Below are 19,825 nucleotides of genomic sequence, written 5' to 3'. Positions count from 1 at the left end.
ATGGCCTTGATAATCTGTGTCTCGGTAAACTTTGTCTTTTTCATTCCATTTAAAGTTAGTAGTTTTTACAACTTTTAAATGGCCGAACTTCAGGTAAGCCTACACCGGCACCTGGTACAATCGTTCCTCCTGTCAGGCCTGTAAAGCAGATGCCGGTGCTGCAAGCTTAACACTGATTCTAAGTGAGTCCCGCATCCTGGTTTACAAATCCCTTCAGTTCCGGAGCTTAAACTACCCAGCCATCCTCTTGTGTGTATGGTGGAACCAGGTGACGTATTGGCGCAGTTGGGCCATGTTTGCAAAGTGCTGGGCTGCTACTTGTTTTCAAGCGCCAGAAAAAAATGTCTGTAAGGCAGGAGTGCCGGATAACTGAAGCAGTTCCTTCCAAAAACAGCTTTGTTTTGCACCCCTGTAGTTTGGCTCATGTCGCTGCTGTATATGTCATAACACAAAGTGTATCTGGTGTTGCCATGGCACGGTTTTACTCCAGAAACCGGCTACTTTTTACTTAATTTTTATTTTGCTTCTGTTTGTGCTAAAGCATTGTGAGTGAAAGTGTAACACGTATTTGTGAGTAATTACTTCCTATATTTTTGCTTCAAATATTGAAGGTGTTGCTCTGTCAATCCTTATTTGTATCAGTCTCTCCAAGGTAATATATAAAGCACATATTTATGATAATCTAGGCTTTACGGGCCTGGCTGATGATAAGGAGCAGTCAAACGGCAGCAGAAGGATGATGTTGTGACATTGGTAAGTAAGTGCTCATTTAGTTTAAATCTATTTGTTGTATATTTAGAAAACCTTTTACATATTTGGTATGTATTTGCAGGGAAAAATAATGGTTGGTGAATCAAGCCGAGATGAAAATGCAAGTGCAGTTGTCGTGAACACTGACCCCACAGTAGAAAAAGCTCACACTTTCTTTCACTGAAGCTTTTTCTTTTACCTAACAGAATCTGATACCTGAAATTATATAGACCATAGTTAGCAAACTTGCCTTAACGAAGTATGCTGTGTGCATTTGATTCAGATACTAGAGTTTCACCATCTTAACCCCATTGTATGAAAAAAAAATACGCTACTTTTCAGGTGCACCCGAAACGCACCCATGCAAGTAACTCACCACAAAAGAAAAGGCTGGCCGTCCTCCTGGCTGCCCTTTGCCTGTCTCAGGGGGCAGTGCAGGCTGTTCCACTGAATAGCTATGATATGAACTGGGAGGCCGTAGGGCAGGCCACAGAGGTAAGAGGAAGAGTGGTAGGCGATGACGGCGTAGGTATACCGGGAGCTACGGTTGTGGTAAAAGGCACCACCATAGGTACTGCCACCGACGCAAACGGTAATTTTACGCTAAACGTGCCAAACGGGAACGGGACGTTAGTCGTTTCGTTTATCGGTTACAAAACACAGGAAGTGCCTATTAATAACCGCTCTACTATAAATATTACCCTTGCTACTGATGCCAAAGCACTGGAAGAGGTTGTAGTGGTGGGATATGGTACGCAGCGAAAAGCTGATGTGACCGGTGCTACTGCAACGGTTGGCGCAAAAGACCTGAACGCAGGCGTGATAAATAACCCGATGCAGGCGGTTCAGGGTAAGGTGGCAGGTCTGAATGTGGTATCCGGCGGAGGCGACCCGACAAACAATCGTCCTGCCATTCGCCTGAGGGGTACTTCTTCCCTGAGCGCTAACAGTGAGCCCCTTATTGTAGTGGATGGTGTGGCAGGAGCTGACCTGAATACAGTAGCTCCGGAAGACATTGAGTCCATGGACGTGTTGAAAGATGCTTCCGCTGCTGCAATTTATGGTTCAAGAGGCTCAAACGGTGTGATTATTATCACCACAAAGCGTGGTAAAGCCGGCAAACCTACAGTTGAAATCAGCAGTTATGCAGGAGTTGAACAGGTTTCGAATCTTTTGCCTTTCATGACACCGGAGCAATATGTGTCTAAACTGAGTGAGCTTAACCTGGATGTGGAAGCGAATGATTTTGGTGCCAGAACAAACTGGTTTGATGAAATTACCCGCAACGCTATCAGCCATAACCAGAGTGTGGCTGTTTCCGGTGGAGCAGAGAATTTTACTTACCGTGGCTCCGTTGTGTACCTCGACCAGCCTGGGGTAGCCATAAATTCTGGCTTTGATCGTCTGAATGCCCGCCTTAACCTGACGCAGCGTGCCTTTAACGATAAGCTGGAAATCCAGATGCTGTTATCGCAGCAGACAAGCAACAAAAACTTTGTAGATTACTTTGCTTTCCTTGCGGCGGGTAGAATCAATCCTACTTTCCCTGTTTACAACGACAACGGCACGTATCTGCAGCCTGGTGTGGAGGGTTTTGATGAATTTAATGGGCAGCGCATGCCGGGAGGCTTCGAAATTGAAAACCCGGTGGCTCGTATGCAGCAGCTCACGAACGAGTCCCGCGAAAAGCAGACCCTGGGGAACGTTAAGGTTTTCTTAACCCCTGTTGAAGGTCTGAGGTTTGGGCTAAACACTTCTATCAATAATTTCAACAGTAACTATGGTTTCTTCAGGCCCAGCACCTGGAGGGCCAGCGGCAATAACATCGCCTATGCTAACCGTTCACAGCGGGAAGTAGTTGACAGGCTGACAGAACTTACAGCACAATATTCTAATGAGGCCGGTAGACATAACTACTCTTTTCTGGGCGGTTACACCTACCAGAAGCTGTCTAATGAAGGCTTCCGTGCAGGAAACAGCAGGTTCCCGGACGTATTCGGGTACAACAACCTGGGTGCCGGTAACGCCAACATAGACGAAACAAACTCCACGAACAGGGAAGTAAGCTCTTATAAGTCTGAAGCTATCCTGATTGGTCTTATTGGCCGCTTTAACTACGCCTACAATGACAAATACCTACTGACGGCAAACATCCGCCGCGACGGATCTTCCCGGTTTGGGGAAAACAACCGGTGGGGCTGGTTCCCATCTGTTTCTGTCGGCTGGCGCATTATGCAGGAAGACTTTATGCAGGGTATCACCTTCATGGATGATTTAAAGCTACGTGTCGGGTATGGTGTTACAGGTAACCAGGAAGGTATTGCCGATTACGCTGCCCGCCAGATTTATGCTCCTAGCGGTGCATTCCCGACCAATGGTGGGTTTCAGACAGCTTATGCTTTCAGCCAGAACGCAAACCCTGATCTGAAATGGGAAACTTCTGCCATGACAAATATCGGTATGGATTTCTCTTTCCTGAATGGCCGTTTAAGCGGTTCACTTGAGTTTTATAACAAGGACACCCGCGACCTGCTGTTCAATTACCCTATTGCAATCGGAACACGTTATGGCTCCAGCAATCTGACAGCTGTGGCAAACAGTATATTGGCAAACGTGGGTGAGATAAATAACAGAGGGGTGGAACTGGCGCTGAGTTACCAGGTATTTGACAAAGGAGACTTTCAGTGGAACATGAACTTAAACCTGGCGCACAACGAGAACAAGATTGTGTCGTTGAGTTCTGGAATCTTTGAGTATGACCCCAGAAGCCCTAGAACCTATGGCGGATACGGTAGTGGCCAGGGTGGTATTGCCCAGCCAGTAGTGCTGCAGGAAGGTTACCCAATTGGTCAGTTCTTCGGTCCGGTGTTTGAAGGTTTTGGTACTGCTTCTGATGGTTCTCCTATCTATAACTGGAGAGATGTAGATAATAACGGGGAAATTGATCCTTTCGGAGGGGACCGCACCTACCTGGGCGACGCGAACCCTGACCTGACGTTTGGCTGGGGAAACAGCTTTACCTTCAAGAGGTTTGATTTTAACTTCCTGTTGAGAGGCGCGGTGGGCCATCAGATCGTGAATGGTCCTTACATTTACTCTGCTAACCCTAACCGCTTCCCTGGTAACAACGCCCTTTTAGATGCCTTCGATACGGGTATTCCGGAGGGCCTTTCGCCTGCCTTCTCCAGCATGTGGGTAGAGGACGGGGACTTTGTGCGGCTGGATAACTTCCGTCTGGGATATCGCCTGCCAAGCTTCTGGCAGTATCTGAGCAATGCGCAGGTGTATATAGCCGGTAACAACACGTTCGTTATCACCAAATACCGTGGTATTGACCCTGAGCCAAGACTTGGTGCGACCCGCGATATCTATGGTGGCTTGAATAATGATGCAGTGGCTGTGAACCTTTCTCCGGGTATAGAGCCTGTTACTTTCTACCCTAGAACCCGTTCTTTCGTGCTGGGTGTTGCTTTAAACTTTTAAGAATACACGCGCTCCTATTTGTTTAAGAAACTTGTAAGCGAAACCAATGAATTTTATGAAACTAAATAAATATAAACAAGTCATGACCCTAGCATCCATCGCAACCATGTTGCTGGGTGCCCAGGCCTGTACCGATCTGGATGCCGAGATTTTTGACCAGGCAGAAGCCAGCAGGTTCCCTACTACAGAACAGGAACTATTGTCTACAGTAGGTGCCACCTATGGAAGATTGCGCGGCTACTATGATCCGGTTTCCATCCTGAACGAGGCTACCACCGACGAACTGGTAGTGCCTACCCGCGGACCGGACTGGTACGACAATGCTTCCTGGCAGCAAATGGCCAAGCACGAATGGACACCGGTTTCTCCCGGCCATATCAACGGTTCCTGGGAGTGGGCTTTTGGCGTTGTTGCCAATGCCAATACTAACATGACCGCTCTGGAAGAAAGCCAGTTAGAGGTAGAGGGCAAGGAGACTATCCTTGCAGAAGTAAGAATGCTGCGGGCCTTTGCTTATTACTTCCTGCTGGACATGTTTGGCAATGTGCCTATCATAACAGAAGATACGCCTGCTGGTAACATTAGCCAGAGTACACGATCGGAAGTGTTTAATTTTGTTGAATCCGAGATAAAGGCGGCAATTCCTGACTTGAGAGATGAAAAAGGCGCTCCTATGTATGGCCGTTTCTCTCAGGCTGCCGCCTATACGCTGCTGGCGAAGCTCTACCTGAATGCCGAAGTGTACACCGGTACCCCACGCTGGCAGGATGCACTGGAAGCTACGAATGCAGTCATCAATTCTGAGGCAGAATATGGACTGAACCCCAGCTTCCTGGAAAACTTCTCTGTAAGCAACCAGAATGTGTATATCGAGAATATCTTTACCATACCCTTCGACAAAATTCTGGCAGAAGGCATGAACTGGCAAATGAGAACGCTGCATTACTCCATGGGAGCTAAATATGGTTTAAGCAGTAACCCCTGGAATGGTTTTGCCACCAGGGCTGAATTCTACAACAAGTTCTCGGACAATGACCAGCGGAAAGCCATGTGGTTAGAGGGTCCGCAGCTGAATAATAACGGAGAGGTGATAACGTTTGTGGATGCAGTGGATGGGCAGGCAAAACCCTTGATCTTCACTCCACAGATTACTTCTTTGGAGAGAGCTTTTGGTAACGAAGGGGTTCGGAACGTGAAGTACGAAGTGCAGCAGAATAACCCCCGGGTTAACCAGGACAATGACTTTGTTGTATTCCGCTATGCAGACGTGTTGCTGATGAAGGCAGAGGCACTTTTACGCTTGGGCAACACTTCAGAAGCTGTAGAAATGGTAAACGAGGTGCGGGAACGTGCGGGGGTTACCCCCTTTACTACCTTAACGCTGGACATGCTGCTGGAAGAGCGCGGTAGAGAGCTGGCCTGGGAAGGCTGGCGCAGAAATGACCTGATCCGGTTTGGTAGGTTTACAAATGATACCTGGCAGTTTAAGAACAATACACAGGACTTCCGTAAGCTTTTCCCAATCCCGAACCAACAGCTGTCCAACAATCCGAACCTGGTGCAAAATCCTGGCTATTAACAGCTTATTGAACTTTTAGCTTCAGATTCTTTTTAACAGGAAAGCAAGTTGTATTACTTGCTTTCTTTCTTTAGATTAGACGGTACAAAGGCTTCTTTTAGCGTGAGGCTGGTTTCATTATGGCCCGAACTTACAACCAATTCCTATCTTTTGCCCTTGTTGCCTGCTCGTGCTTTGCGTGCGGGAAAAAAGCGGCCCCCGAACAAGACACCCTTTTTGAGGAGCTTTCTGCTGCCAACACTCATGTTGATTTTATCAACAAGGTGGAAAGCTCAGAGGAGATGAACATCTTTAACTACCGCAATTTCTATAATGGTGGCGGAGTAGCCATTGGGGATATAAACAACGATGGACTGCCCGATATCTACCTCACGGCAAACACTGGTAAAAATCGCCTGTACCTGAACAAAGGCAACCTGCAGTTTGAGAATATAACCGGGCAGGCAGGGGTTGGCGGCAACCAGGCCTGGAGCACGGGCGTAACGATGGCCGATGTGAACGGCGACGGCTACCTCGATATTTATGTTTGTAATGCCGGGGAAGTAAACGGTGACAACCGCAAAAACGAACTCTTCATTAACAGGGGGAATGCCGGTAAGGGTGTGCCAACTTTCTCCGAAGAAGCTACTGCTTATGGCCTGGATGACGAAGGCTACTCCACCCATGCCACTTTTTTCGACTATGACCGTGACGGCGACCTGGATGTGTACCTGCTCAACAACAGTTCTTACCCGGTAGGAAGCCTGGGCTTTACTAACCTACGCGAACGGCGGGACGAGTTGGGAGGAGACAAACTGCTTCGTAACGATGATGGCAGGTTTACGGACGCCAGCGAAGCGGCTGGAATCTATGGCAGCCTCATCGGCTTCGGCCTCGGTATTACAATTGGGGATGTGAACAACGACAACTGGCCTGATATCTTTATCTCCAACGATTTCTACGAACGGGATTACCTGTACGTCAATAACCAGAACGGCACCTTCACTGAAGCCAGCAAAGCTTGGATGCCGCATGAAAGCCTTTCCTCTATGGGAGCTGATATCGCTGACCTCAACAACGACGGCAACCAGGATATCTTTGTAACTGACATGCTGCCGGGGAACGATGTAAGGCTGAAAAGAACCTCTGTCTTCGAAAACTACGACCTGCAGCAGCTCAAGCTCTCCCGCGACTTTCATCTCCAATACATGCAGAACATGCTGCACCTCAACAACGGCGACAGCACCTTCAGCGAAGTGGCGCGGCTTTCGGGCGTGCATGCCACGGACTGGAGTTGGGGCGCCTTGCTGTTTGACATGGACAATGATGGCCTGAAAGACATTTTCGTGGCCAACGGCATTTACCAGGACCTGACAGACCAGGATTTTGTGAACTTTCTGGGCAGTGAAGAAACCATGCGCGGGGCCATGGAAGGCGGCGGCTACAACTACAACAAGGAGCTCATCGCCAAAATGACCTCGACGCCTATTCCAAATTACGCTTTCCGGAACATGGGCAACCTGCAGTTCGCAAATCAGGCAGATGCCTGGGGGTTGGGCAAACCCGGCTTCTCGAACGGCGCCGCCTACGGCGACCTCGACAATGACGGCGACCTGGACCTGGTGGTGAATAACGTGAACATGCCGGTTTCCATTTATAAGAATAGAACTTCAGAAAAACTTCAGCATCACTTTCTGCGGGTAAAGCTGCAGGGTACTGGTAAAAACCTGAGTGGCATTGGTGCCAAAGTGTACGTGTACCAGCCCCAGAAAACGGTGTACCTGCAGCAGATGCCAAACCGTGGATTTGAGTCTTCAGTAGACCTGACGCTGGTGTTTGGCCTGGGCAAGGAAAGTGAGATTGATTCTGTAAAAGTTATCTGGCCTGATGATAAAATGCAGGTGTTGCAAAACGTAAAGCCTGACCAGGAAGTAACGCTGCAATACCAGCAGGCAGACAAGCTGCATAAACCGGAGGCTGCGAAACCTGCTAAGCGTTTCTATGATGCTACGCAGCAGGTAAAACTGGACTACACCCACCAGGAAAGCAATTTTGTGGACTATAACCGCGATGCCCTGCTCAAGCAAATGTTCTCGACACAAGGGCCGGCATTGACCGTGGGCGACGTAACCGGCGACGGGCTGGAGGATGTGTATGTAGGCGGAGCGTCTGGTGGGGCTAAAATGCTTTTTGTGCAGGGGAAAGACGGTTCTTTTAAAGAAAGTTCTTCAAAGGTTTTCGAGGAAGATGCCGCTTCAGAGGATGTAGCAGCCAGATTCTTTGATGCAGACAAAGATGGTGACCTCGACCTGATCGTGGTAACAGGCAGTAACGAGTTTACCGCCAACGCACCGCAGCTGCTGGACCGGCTTTACATCAACGACGGCAAAGGGAACTTCGTGAAAGAGGCGCGGCTGCCCAACATCAACACCAATGCCTCCAGTGTAGCCGTAGCGGACTTTGACCAGGACGGTGACTTAGATATGTTCATTGGCGGCCGCATGGTGCCAGGTGGCTATGGCTATGACGCGCCCAGCTACCTGTACATTAACGATGGCACCGGCAGCTTTAAAAACTATACCAAGCGCTACCTTCCCGCCAACGAACTGGGCATGATTACGGATGCAGTTTGGACTGATTTGAACGGCGACAAATTTCCGGAGCTGATTGTGGTGGGAGACTGGATGCCGGTGACCATCTACACGAATAAAAAAGGCCGGAGCCTGAGCGAGAAGTTTGAGGTGCCGAACTCCGCCGGATGGTGGAACACCATCAAGGCTGCCGACATAGACGGTGATGGCAATATGGACTTTGTGCTGGGGAATTTAGGCCGCAACAGCCGCATGGCCGCCAGCCAGCATAAGCCGGTGGAGCTTTATGTGCATGACTTTGAAAGCAACGGCACAGTAGAGCAAATCATCAACTGTTATACCGAAGACGGCAAAGCATACCCGATGGTGCTGAAGCAGGATTTGCAGCGACAGGTACCGAGCATCAAGAAGAAGTTCGTGAAATACACCGACTACGCCGGCAAGCAAGTACATGAAATCCTGCCGGAAGAAGAGCTGAGAACCGCTGTGGTAAAGAAGGTAGAGAACCCAAATTCCTCCCTCTTGCTTAACAAGGGCAACATGAAGTTTACGCTGGAAGCACTGCCGCTGGAGGTGCAGTTCTCCCCGATACATGGCATCGAGACCTTAGATTATAACCAGGACGGCCACCTGGACATTCTCCTGGCCGGAAATTTCTATGATGTGCTGCCGGAAATAGGGCAGTACGATGCCAATTATGGCTTGCTGCTGGAAGGGAAGGGGAAAGGGCAGTTTGAGGTAAAAAGACCGAAAGACACCGGCTTTTTCACGAAAGGGCAGGTCCGGAAGATGCAGCAGGTAACAGGAGCAAACGGCCAGACTTATTTGCTGCTCGCAAAAAACAACGAAAGGCTCCAGGTTTTCAGTCTCAGGAAAAAATAGAGGGAAAGCCTTCTGCCATCAAATTACGCTTACCATTTTGTTCAGCCGCTTTATGCTATACCTAACTACCCGACCAACCAAACAAAGCACCAGCCGATGGGCGGCAATGGGCGCATTTGTTTGTGCCTTTGCTACTTTAGTTTCTTTCTCCGGCTGCCAGAGCAAAGCGAATGTGACGGAGAACGCCCTTTTCGAACCTGTCGATTCTACACAGACGAACATCAGCTTTACAAACCAACTGCAGGATACTGAAAAGCTGAATATCCTCAGCTATCTCTATTTTTATAACGGTGCTGGTGTAGCCGCAGGTGACCTGAACAATGACGGCCTGCCGGACTTGTACTTCGTTTCGAACCAGGGGAAAAACAAGCTTTACCTGAACAAAGGCGATTTTAAGTTCGACGATGTGTCGGAAGCAGCGGGTGTAGAAGGCTATTCTGACTGGCAGACCGGCGTGACCATGGCCGACGTAAACGGCGACGGCTGGCTGGATATATACGTTTGCGCCGTGGGCGACTACAAAGGCCTGGAAGGTGCCAATGAGCTGTACATCAACAACGGGGTAGATGCAAACGGGCAGGTGTCTTTTACGGAGATGGCTGCTGACTATGGCCTCGACTTCACCGGCTTCTCCACCCAGGTGGCTTTCTTCGACTATGACCGGGACGGCGACCTGGACATGTACCTGCTCAATCATGCTGTACACACTTCGCGCAGCTACGACCGTGTAACAGCGCGTAACCTTCGCAACAACGTGGCAGGCGATGTGCTCTACGAGAACCAGCTGATTTCAGCTGAAGGTAACGCGCCGCAGGGGCAGGTGCTGAAGTTTAAAGATGTAAGCGATAAGGCGGGCATCTATGGTGCCGCCATGGGCTATGGCCTGGGAGTGGTAGTGTCGGACCTGAACAACGATGGCTGGGATGATATCTATGTGTCCAACGATTTTCATGAAGACGATTACTTTTACCTGAACAATGGCGATGGCACCTTTACGGAAAGCATGAAGGAACACTTCCGGCACCTGAGCAGGTTCTCGATGGGCTGCGATGCTGCGGATATGAACAACGACGGCTACCCGGATGTGATGACGCTTGACATGTACCCGGAAGATGAGGTGGTAGAGAAGACATCCATGGGAGAGGACCCGCTTGATATTTTCCTGTATAAACTGCAGTTCGGCTACTTTAACCAGTATAGCCGCAATTGCCTGCAGTTAAGTCACGCAGGCCGGAAGTTCTCCGATGTAGGACTCATGGCGGGTGTTGCGGCAACAGACTGGAGCTGGAGCACCCTGCTGGCTGATTATGATAACGACGGCATCAAAGACATCTTCATCTCAAACGGTATTGTTCGGCGACCCAATAACATGGATTATGTAAAATTCGCCTCCTCAGACTCTATGCTTCATGCCCCGCAGATCTCAAAGGTCCTGGATCAGAAAGGTGTGAACATGATGCCGGAAGGAAAGGTACACAACTACCTCTACAGAGGTAGTGACAGCCTGCAGTTTGATGATAAGTCGCTGAGTTGGGGTTTTGCTGAACCCACTATCTCCAATGGAGCTGTTTATGCCGACTTAGACAACGATGGAGACCTCGAGTTGATCACAAACAACATTAACCAACCGGCCGGCATCTACCGGAACAAAGGCGAAAAGCTGCTCCATAACAATTTCCTGAAAATAAAACTGAAAGGGGAACAGGGCAATACTTTTGGTTATGGAGCCAAAGTGCTTCTGAAGAGCAACGGAAAAGTGCAGGTGCAGCAGCTGATGCCTACGCGCGGCTTTATGTCTTCAGTGGAGCCTGTCCTGAACTTCGGTTTAGGTAAGCTTAGCACTGTGGACACACTGGTGGTGATATGGGGGAACCAGCAGGTGGAGCTGAAAACGAACATTAAAGCAAATACTACGCTGGTGCTGGAAGAAACCGCTGCACAGCTCCCGTCTGCTGCGTACTACAGCCTGTTTCAGAAGGCAGCACCCCTTTTTGAAGAGGTGACGGAGTCTTTCCAGGTGAACTTTAAACATAAGGAAAACAGCTACCTTGACTTTTACCGCGAAAGCCTGATACCATTCCTGACTTCCACAGAAGGCCCCAAAATAGCAGTAGCCGATGTAAACGGCGATGGCCTCGACGATTTCTACATCGGGGGAGCGAAGTGGCAGGCTGGGGCACTTTATGTACAGCAGCAGGATGGTAATTTTGCAGCTACCAACCAGTCGCTTTTCCAGGCAGACTCCACTTTTGAAGATGTGGATGCCGTTTTCTTTGACGCCAACAACGACAAGTACCCGGACCTGTATGTGGTAAGCGGTGGTAACGAGTTCTATGGCGAAATGAAGGAGCAGTTCGACCGCCTGTACCTGAACGATGGCAAAGGCGATTTCACGCGGAGCAACACCCTGCCTGCCATGTATGATAACAAAAGCAGTGTGCGCCCTTTTGATTTTGACAACGACGGCGACCTGGACTTATTTGTCGGAGGCCGGGTGCTCGGCTACCAGTACGGCAACTCCCCCAATTCTTACCTGCTCGTGAACGATGGCAAAGGCCGCTTCACAGACAAGACGGATGCTCTGGCTCCTGAGCTTCGCAAGGCTGGTATGATAACCGATGGCGTTTGGGCAGACTATGACAACGATGGAGCTACAGATCTGATTGTGGCGGGAGACTGGATGCCTCTGACAGTTTTCAGGAACAAGGGAAACAAGTTTGAGAAATTGGCTGAAAGCAACGGGCTGGAGCAGGCCGTGGGCTTCTGGCAAACAGTGAAAGCCGCAGACTTTGACAACGACGGAGACATTGATTTAATTGCCGGTAACCTGGGCACGAACACAAAGTTCAGGAAGAAGGGTAGCGGGGGCTTGCGCATGTATGTGAAGGACATAGATGCAAACGAAAGCTTGGACCACATCCTGGCCTATAGCCAGAATAACAGCTGGTATCCTGTCGCCACCAAAGATGAACTAGGCAAACAACTGCCACTCATCAACAGAAAGTTCACCGACTACAAAGGCTACGCTGGTAAAACGGTGAACGATGTTTTCGACAAGGATGAACTGGACGATGCACGCCTGCTGGAGGTTAATACATTTGAATCCGTGTACTGGGAGAACACCGGGAAAGGGCAATTCAAGAAGCACGTGCTGCCCCGCGAGGCGCAGGTTTCCAAACTATTTGCCTTTCATGTAGCAGATGTGAACCAGGACGGGCATCTGGATGTCATAGCAGGAGGAAACCTCTATGGCGTAAGCACCTACCAGGGCAGGTACGATGGCAGTTACGGTGTGCTGCTGCAGGGGAACGGAAAGGGCGGCTTTGCAGCACTTAGTTTAGCGGATGTCGGTTTTGTGATGGATGGCCAGGTAAGGGACATCAAAAAGCTGCGCACAGCTGACGGTGAACTGATGCTGGTTGCCCGCAATAACGAGCCAATACAGGTATTTAAGAAACAAATACAGGTTCCTGCTGCAGAACAGCTTGCTGTTCGCAGCACACCGCAAGGCTTAAGAGAATAATGAGTTGAGAGCGTCCGCACATCATATGTCTTTAAAGAACAGAATCAGAAACGTGAAGAAGCAACATCTACTTATCGCCGTGGTTTTTCTCTTTTTGGGAGGAATAAGCAGCTGTCAGCAGCAGACTGTTGACTACTCTAAGGCTGCAGCTGATCCGGCTTTCTTGCACCAGTCCCTTGGAAAGCTGACAGAAGTAATCACGCATGATATCTTTTCGCCGCCTGTTGCCAGCCGTATCTATGCGTACCCGCAAATTGCCGCATACGAGGTGTTGGTGCATGACTACTCGGAATACCAGTCCCTGGCAGGGCAGCTAAATGACTTCGAAGGGATACCGCAGCCTGCACCGGATTCTGCTTACTGCTTTCCGCTGGCCAGCCTGAATGCCTTCCTTACGGTAAGCCGCAGCCTCACCTTCTCTTCTGATATGTTTGATGCGTACGAAGAGCAGCTGTATGAGAAGTACAGGCAAATGGGGGTGCCGGAAGATGTGTTTTCCCGCTCTATCCGGTATGGGCAAGCCGCCGCAAAAAGCGTCATCGCCTACGCCGCTAAAGACGGGTACAAGGAAACCCGCGGTTTCCGCCATACTGTGTCGCAGGCACCAGGCCACTGGGTGCCCACGCCACCTGCCTATATGGATGCCATTGAGCCATTCTGGTTTAAAGTGCGCCCTTTCCTGCTCGACTCCTGCAGCCAGTTTGCCCCTGCCACTCCTGTAGCCTACAGCATCAGCAACCAAAGCGCGTTTTATCAGGAGGTGATGGAAGTGTATAACACCACTAAGAACCTGACAGAGGAGCAGGTGCAGGTGGCCAGCTTCTGGGATTGCAATCCTTTTGTGATGCATACCTCCGGCCATGTGATGTATGCTACAAAGAAAATCACCCCCGGCGGCCATTGGATGGGCATTACCGGTATCGCCACCCGCAAAGCAAACGCCGACATGATGGAGACGCTGGAAGCGTATACACGGGTGTCCTTGTCATTAGCAGACGGTTTCATCAGCTGCTGGGACGAAAAGTACCGCAGTGATCGCATCCGTCCTGAATCAGCCATCAACAACCTTATAGACGAGAACTGGGTGCCGCTTCTCCAGACTCCCCCTTTCCCGGAATACCCCAGCGGCCACAGTGTTATCTCGAATGCCGCAGCCGTTGTGCTCACAGATTTGTACGGCCCTTCTTTTGAGTATGTAGATTCGACAGAAGTAGCCTATGGGTTACCAGCCCGTTCGTTCAAGTCCTTTACCGCGGCCGCCGAGGAAGCCGCCATCAGCAGGCTTTACGGAGGCATTCACTTTATGCCCGCCATTGTAAATGGCTCAGAAGAAGGCAGGCAGGTAGGCAAGCATGTTGTGTCGAGGCTAAACACCCGCAAGCGTGCAGGCAAGGCAGTAGCTTTGAAAAAATAAAGGAATCAACCGGGTACCAGGTGCAGTCGATGTTGTTAAAATCTTGAAAGGGCTTAGGTAGAAAACCATAAATACATTTACTTTTACACTGCCTGTATGATTGGCGCGACGCAGAACCGCCACCAATCTTCAAAATAAACTATAACACGATATCTAAACATGCCTAACGAAAACGACAAGCAGCAGCTTTTTAAGGAACTGGAGCAACAACTAACAGAACAAGGGTTCTGGATCGACAAACAGGACCAGACCAGACCATGGGGCGGTTTTTTTGTGATAGATGAAAGCCAGGCGCAGCAATTTGCCGACACGTATTTCGAAGGCATGTCAGTGGACAAGCTGAAAATATCAGGAAAGCTGAGCCCGAAAATTCTGGTGGTGGCCCCGGAGAAGCGTTTATCGTGGCAGTACCATCACCGACGTGCCGAAATATGGAAAGCTGTGAAAGGCACCGTAGGCGTGGTGACCAGCGAGACAGATGAGGAGGGTGAGTTGAAGACCTTACAGCCAGGGGACTACATTACCCTGAAGCAGGGAGAACGCCACCGGTTGGTGGGGCTGCAGGAGTGGGGTGTGCTCGCCGAAATCTGGCAGCATACGGATGCGGAGAACCCGTCGAACGAAGATGATATCGTTCGTGTGCAGGATGACTTCGGGCGTTAATTGCCTGTAAAGCTTTCTTCTAAAGAATATGAAAGAGCCACTCTGAAATTCCAGGCTGGCTCTTTTAATTTGTTTCCGGTCTGAACGAACATGCAGCAACCCGCAGCTGTATATACCCATCAATACATTTTTTCTTTGCTATGAATTTCTTTTCCCACAACCCCCTGAACCGTTTCTCAGAAATGCGGCCCGATGAGGCGCACATGCAGCAGCTCTGGCAGCAGCAGGAGGTACGTGTACTGGTGGTGCATGACACTCTCAGTTTGATCAAGGAAACAGAGACAGGCAAGGAGGCGGCAATACTGCAACAACAGGAGGCAGAGGAGTTGGCAAAACTGGCGCAGGTGCAGGTGTACCTTGGCTCAGAAGATGAGGTGCCTTATTTTGCTTTAGGTTTTGAGGGGCAACAAGAGCAGTTAATGGAAGTACTGGGAGAAAACTACCTGCTGGCAGAACTGCGTGCCACGGCACATGAGTTACCGCATCCGGATGGTGCCCTGTTGGCATACGCCCGGGGCATGGTGCACTGGAACCTGCGGCATCGGTTCTGCCCTAACTGCGGCAGCGTAACGTACAGTGCACAGGCAGGGCATGTGCGGCAGTGTGCAAATGAATCCTGCAACAGGCATCACTTTCCACGCACAGATACAGCCATTATTGTGGTGATTTCAGAGGGAGATGCCTGTTTGCTGGGCAGGCAGGCGGCATGGCCGCAGGGAATGTTCGCCACCATTGCTGGCTTCCTGGAGCCCGGCGAAACACTGGAGCAGGCCGTGGCGCGTGAAGCACAGGAGGAGACAGGAGTGGAACTGGAAAACATTGCGTACCACTCGTCGCAGCCCTGGCCCTTTCCAAGTTCTATTATGGTGGGTTTTAGTGCAACAGCGCGCAACCGCAATTTAAACCTGGACAATGACGAATTGGAAGATGCCCGCTGGTTTACCCGGAGTGAGATAGCAGAGGGCCTGCAGGATGGTTCCTTGCGATTGCCGCCGCCTATCTCCATTGCCTACCGCCTCATCCGCGACTGGTATAACGGTGGATCTGATCAAAAGCTGGAAGAGTTAACAGGATATTAGCAGGGAGCAGTGATTTTCATTCATGCCGGTGCGGCGGGCAGGATTCTAACAGCGTGTCCACTTCCTGCAAAGTATACCGCTCGTTGTTGTTTCCGAAGTTGGTCTGGATGTAGTTGAGCAGGTTCGTAATTTTATCAGTGCGCATGGTTTCTATCCCAGGCATTGGTCGGTTGTATTCCTCCCCGTTTACTACCATGGGACCTTCAATGCCGTGGCGGATAAGGCAAGGCAGCTCTTCGCGGTGCTCCTGCAAATAGTCGGCTCCTGCAATAGGTGGTATCAGATTGCGGAGACCGCTGCCGTCTTCCATATGGCAGCTCTGGCAGTTCGCTTCATACAGGCGTTGTCCTTCGTTCTGCTTATTTGTGAAGCACTGTGTAAGGGTGGTGAGGGCTAAGGCACCTGTCACCACCGCTACCCATCTAGTTTTTCTCATGCTGTTTCCCGTTCAGCAGTAAAGGAATATCCTGTAGCAACTGGTCAACAGAAGCCTCTTCTGTGCCATCGTATACGCCGCGGATACGACGTTGCTCATCCACCAGTATAAAGTGGCCACCGTGGGTGAAACCGCCTCCGGCTTCGTCACCGTCTTCCTGCACTGCCACCAGGTATTTTGAGGCGATATCGTAGATGCTATCTTTTTCTCCTGTCAGGAAATGCCATTTACTGGATTGTACGCCCAGGCGGTCAGCATAGTCCTTAAGCACGGCAACTGTATCGTGCTGCGGATCGATGGAGTGGGAGAGCAGCACCACATTCGGGTTATCCCTATACTCCTCGTACACCCGCAGCATCTCGCTCTTCATTTTAGGGCAGATGGAAGGACAGGAGGTAAAGAAGAAGTCTGTAACATAAATCTTTCCTGCCACTGTTGCCTGCGTTACCCGCTGGCTGTCCTGGTTTATGAAAGCAAAATCCGGAATCTGGTGGTAAAGTGTGTCTACCACCAACTGGCCGTTTACTTCCCGCTCCACCGCTTCGCGCTCACCAAGAATGGGCAGCGTTTTTTCCTTGGCCCCGCTCTCGCTGCAGCTGTATAAGAAGCCGGTTGAAAGCGCCATGGCGACGGCAAGAACTGTTTTCCTGAGGGTGATTTTATTTCTGTTGCTCATATTGCTGGTATTTTTGGCGGGCAGCCGCTATGGTGCTGTCCATGATTGTTTGTACACGTTCTATTTTCTGTAGTTCCTGTTGCAGGTAACGCATTGCCTGCTCGTGCTGCAGGCTATCGGGTGCGCTGTAATTTCGCATCCAGACCATCATCACCTCGTCAGCCTGGTTTAGTTCATCTATCTGCTGCTGCAGTGCCTGCAAAGTGGCGGTATCGGCTTGCTGTGCTGCCAGGGTATCGCGGAGGCTTCGGAAATTACGGCGCAACTTATAGATGTCGCCCATTTTGGCCATGGCATCGTCGTGTATAGTCATCACATTCGCCTCCAGCTCCTCCTGTTGTGTTGCCTCCGTTTGGCCTGTATGGCACGCTGTAAGCAGCAGGATCGGCAGAATGATTTGTATAAGGTGCTTTTTCATGATTCGCTTCAGGTATAAAATGATTTACAGGGCAAAAAGGTTTAGTTTACTTGTTTGAAGCAGGCGTTTGTTTTCATTTACTACTGTTGCTTCTTATTTGCCTAAAGCGGTAAAAGATGCAGGTGCCTCCATTTTTGAAGAGCTGAGCTAATGGCTGCAAAGGTATGGCTGCATGCTGGCAAGAACAAGTTTAGAAGGCGGTGTTTCTGAGAGGAGAAGAAATTGGGGAAGCATTGCTTTACCTGCCCCTATTATGTGGATGTTTTTCAACCCTGTGCTTTCAAAACAAAAAGGCCTGGCCGGAGCCAGACCTCTCAAGAGTCTTTTCGTTTGTTTTGCTTAGTGTTTAGGCTGGTACTGTAATTTCTGAGTGCAGTGCCTGCGCTATCTGTTCGTACTGTCCTTCTGATATGTGGTCCCGAAGGAAAGACATCACATCATGGAAGGCATAGTAAGCGTGGTCCAGTGTCGGGAAATCTACTTCTCCGGCGCCTGAGTCTTTGCTTCGGATAAACTCCAGCCACTCATCCTCATGCCGGATGCGCACCGGTTCGTGAATGGTAAAGCCGTCGTAGTAGATTCCTTTCCATACAATTGGCAACTGCGCCGCAAAGTGAATGGCCTCACCGGTCGGAATACGGTCGCGGATGGCGTGCAGCACCGAGCGGAAAATTCTTGCTGCCTTTTGCTCGTCATCTATACCCAGGTAAGAGCATAATTCATGGAGCCATGTTTTCGAGTCTTTTAAATAATTTTCAAAGTTCATTGCCATAGTTTTACCTCCTTTTTTAGTGTTAAACATATATTAAAAATAACGAGAGCAACCTCAGAGGGTTTTCAGTGGCACCTCCAATCATAAATACGCAAGTCTGATATCCGGATGATAAACGCAGTATAAGCCAAAGCATGAAGTCTGACGAGCAGAACTTAAAAGCAGACCCTGCAGGACAGCGGGAGGTCGTTTGGATGGAAGCGCTATAGGAGAGCTTTTTAGGTTCGGAGAAGCCAACTGTTTACCATCCTCAACAGTTTACAAGTCACTTTCTTAGAGCTATGGGTGCGTAATAATGAAACGTAACGGAGCGCCGGGCCAGAACTCTGGAGAGGTACTCCAGAATAAGATTAGCTGTAGCCTCACCACTTCTTAAACACGAAGAATACAGCAGCCAGGATTAGGGCAAAACCCACTATGTAATTCCACTTCAGGTCTTCGCGCAGGTACAGTACAGAGAAGCCGATGAACACCACCAGCGTGATGACCTCCTGTATGGTCTTAAGTTGAAAGGCGGTAAACTGGCCGTAGCCGATACGGTTGGCAGGCACCTGGAAGCAATACTCAAAAAAGGCAATCAGCCAGCTGATGAGAATCACCTTCCAAAGCGATACCTCCTTAAACCGAAGGTGCCCATACCAGGCAAAGGTCATGAAGATGTTAGAGATAAGGAGCAGAATAATCGTTCGCATGGTACCAGGTTTATACCTGCAAATCTGGTGATTTTAAATACTAATATTCAAATGAAGGCAGGCATTTCCTCTCTTATATAAAACTTTCCCAATGCGGGCGGCGGCAGTTATGATCTGGTATGGTTCTAGGTATCCTGAAACTATATATGCATACACTATATAACTATGAAAAAAGTAAACATATGGGTGCTGGTGCTGCTGGCCGGCTTTGGCGCCCTAAGCAGCTGTCAGCATCGCGATGAGGCACAGGAGGATTACATCGAGGTAATCGGGGAGCATGAGCAGGCCATGTTTGATGCCGGTTACCGCCTCAACCTTTCTTACAACGGTCCCATGGACATGCGCAGCAAGTTTATGCAATGGGCCGACTCCCTGCAAAAACAAGTGCCGAGTATGGTGCTCACCAGCGAGAACATCTACCTCCATTATATGCCGGAGCAGATGGGGCAGGAGAAGATCCGGCCGGAGATGTACCAGACCAGTGTTTCCTACAATATTACGGTGGCAGACAGTGTCATGTACGGGCGCATTATGCAGGATGTGCTACGCCATAAATTCCCGTTCAGCGTGAATGTGTCGGGCACTGTGTTGGACCCAGCCAGGCGACAGCAGGTGCAGCAGGAACTGATGCAGAAAGCGCTGCAGAATGCCAAGGCAAAACTCGGCTTCCTGGGTAAGGGTGAAGGCAGCTACAGGATTGTAGGAGTAGAGGAACTGGATAACACAGTGCCTTATGGTCCGGAATATAACGACTTTAACCGCCGCATGGTAGCGCGCCTGAAGGTGAAGGCGCGGTTGCTGTAACGCTATCTGCCTGTAGCAGCATGCTGTAAGAGGTTTTTCTGTTTCTATACCAGCAAAAGGCAGCCTGCCGGATCGGGTTGCCCT

General features: G+C 49.9%; 13 protein-coding genes. 8 read left to right on the top strand and 5 right to left on the bottom strand.

What is annotated here, in order from left to right:
• Window positions 1-1,065 precede the first annotated feature (1,065 nt).
• The 7 genes from ACYVB1_RS04950 (at window position 1,066) to nudC (ending at window position 15,943) form a co-directional block, all read left to right on the top strand.
• On the top strand, window positions 1,066-4,233 hold the full coding sequence (locus ACYVB1_RS04950) for a SusC/RagA family TonB-linked outer membrane protein (RefSeq protein ID WP_460921176.1): 3,168 nt from the start codon (window positions 1,066-1,068) through the stop codon (window positions 4,231-4,233).
• Window positions 4,234-4,315: 82 nt separating this feature from the next.
• Complete coding sequence (locus ACYVB1_RS04945; protein ID WP_460921174.1) at window positions 4,316-5,812, top strand: RagB/SusD family nutrient uptake outer membrane protein; 1,497 nt, start codon at window positions 4,316-4,318, stop codon at window positions 5,810-5,812.
• A 119-nt stretch (window positions 5,813-5,931) separates the two neighbouring features.
• Complete coding sequence (locus tag ACYVB1_RS04940) at window positions 5,932-9,264, top strand: VCBS repeat-containing protein (protein ID WP_460921172.1); 3,333 nt, start codon at window positions 5,932-5,934, stop codon at window positions 9,262-9,264.
• A gap of 52 nt (window positions 9,265-9,316) precedes the next feature.
• Window positions 9,317-12,787, top strand: coding sequence for a VCBS repeat-containing protein (locus ACYVB1_RS04935; protein ID WP_460921170.1), 3,471 nt, complete (start codon window positions 9,317-9,319; stop codon window positions 12,785-12,787).
• Window positions 12,788-12,839: 52 nt separating this feature from the next.
• A complete protein-coding gene (locus ACYVB1_RS04930; RefSeq protein WP_460921168.1) occupies window positions 12,840-14,201 on the top strand; it encodes a vanadium-dependent haloperoxidase in 1,362 nt (453 codons plus the stop codon).
• A gap of 159 nt (window positions 14,202-14,360) precedes the next feature.
• Window positions 14,361-14,864 (top strand): cupin domain-containing protein, encoded by a 504-nt coding sequence (locus tag ACYVB1_RS04925; protein WP_460921166.1) that lies wholly within the window; start codon window positions 14,361-14,363, stop codon window positions 14,862-14,864.
• A 140-nt stretch (window positions 14,865-15,004) separates the two neighbouring features.
• A complete protein-coding gene (nudC, locus tag ACYVB1_RS04920) occupies window positions 15,005-15,943 on the top strand; it encodes an NAD(+) diphosphatase (protein WP_460921164.1) in 939 nt (312 codons plus the stop codon).
• Window positions 15,944-15,959: 16 nt separating this feature from the next.
• Here the strand turns inward: nudC and ACYVB1_RS04915 are convergent, their stop codons facing one another.
• From ACYVB1_RS04915 to ACYVB1_RS04895, 5 genes are all read right to left on the bottom strand, one after another.
• Window positions 15,960-16,379, bottom strand: a complete 420-nt coding sequence (locus ACYVB1_RS04915; protein WP_460921162.1) for a c-type cytochrome — start codon at window positions 16,377-16,379, stop codon at window positions 15,960-15,962.
• On the bottom strand, window positions 16,366-17,055 hold the full coding sequence (locus tag ACYVB1_RS04910; protein WP_460921160.1) for an SCO family protein: 690 nt from the start codon (window positions 17,053-17,055) through the stop codon (window positions 16,366-16,368). Before ACYVB1_RS04910 ends, ACYVB1_RS04915 begins: the two co-directional genes overlap by 14 nt.
• Entirely contained in the window at window positions 17,039-17,473 is a 435-nt protein-coding gene (locus tag ACYVB1_RS04905; protein WP_460921159.1) for a hypothetical protein, read from the bottom strand. The genes ACYVB1_RS04910 and ACYVB1_RS04905 overlap by 17 nt, the downstream gene beginning before the upstream one ends.
• A gap of 346 nt (window positions 17,474-17,819) precedes the next feature.
• A complete protein-coding gene (locus ACYVB1_RS04900) occupies window positions 17,820-18,245 on the bottom strand; it encodes a DUF2267 domain-containing protein (protein WP_460921158.1) in 426 nt (141 codons plus the stop codon).
• A gap of 362 nt (window positions 18,246-18,607) precedes the next feature.
• The gene (locus tag ACYVB1_RS04895; protein ID WP_460921157.1) at window positions 18,608-18,937 is read right to left on the bottom strand and encodes a DMT family protein; all 330 of its coding nucleotides are present in this window, start codon (window positions 18,935-18,937) and stop codon (window positions 18,608-18,610) included.
• A gap of 165 nt (window positions 18,938-19,102) precedes the next feature.
• On the opposite strand from ACYVB1_RS04895, the gene ACYVB1_RS04890 reads away from it, so the two are divergent.
• The gene (locus tag ACYVB1_RS04890) at window positions 19,103-19,741 is read left to right on the top strand and encodes an SIMPL domain-containing protein (RefSeq protein WP_460921156.1); all 639 of its coding nucleotides are present in this window, start codon (window positions 19,103-19,105) and stop codon (window positions 19,739-19,741) included.
• Window positions 19,742-19,825 lie beyond the last annotated feature (84 nt).

The organism is Pontibacter brevis (genome assembly GCF_054779655.1).
Note: the sequence above shows the minus strand (reverse complement) of the source record. Positions and strands in the feature narration are given on the sequence as shown.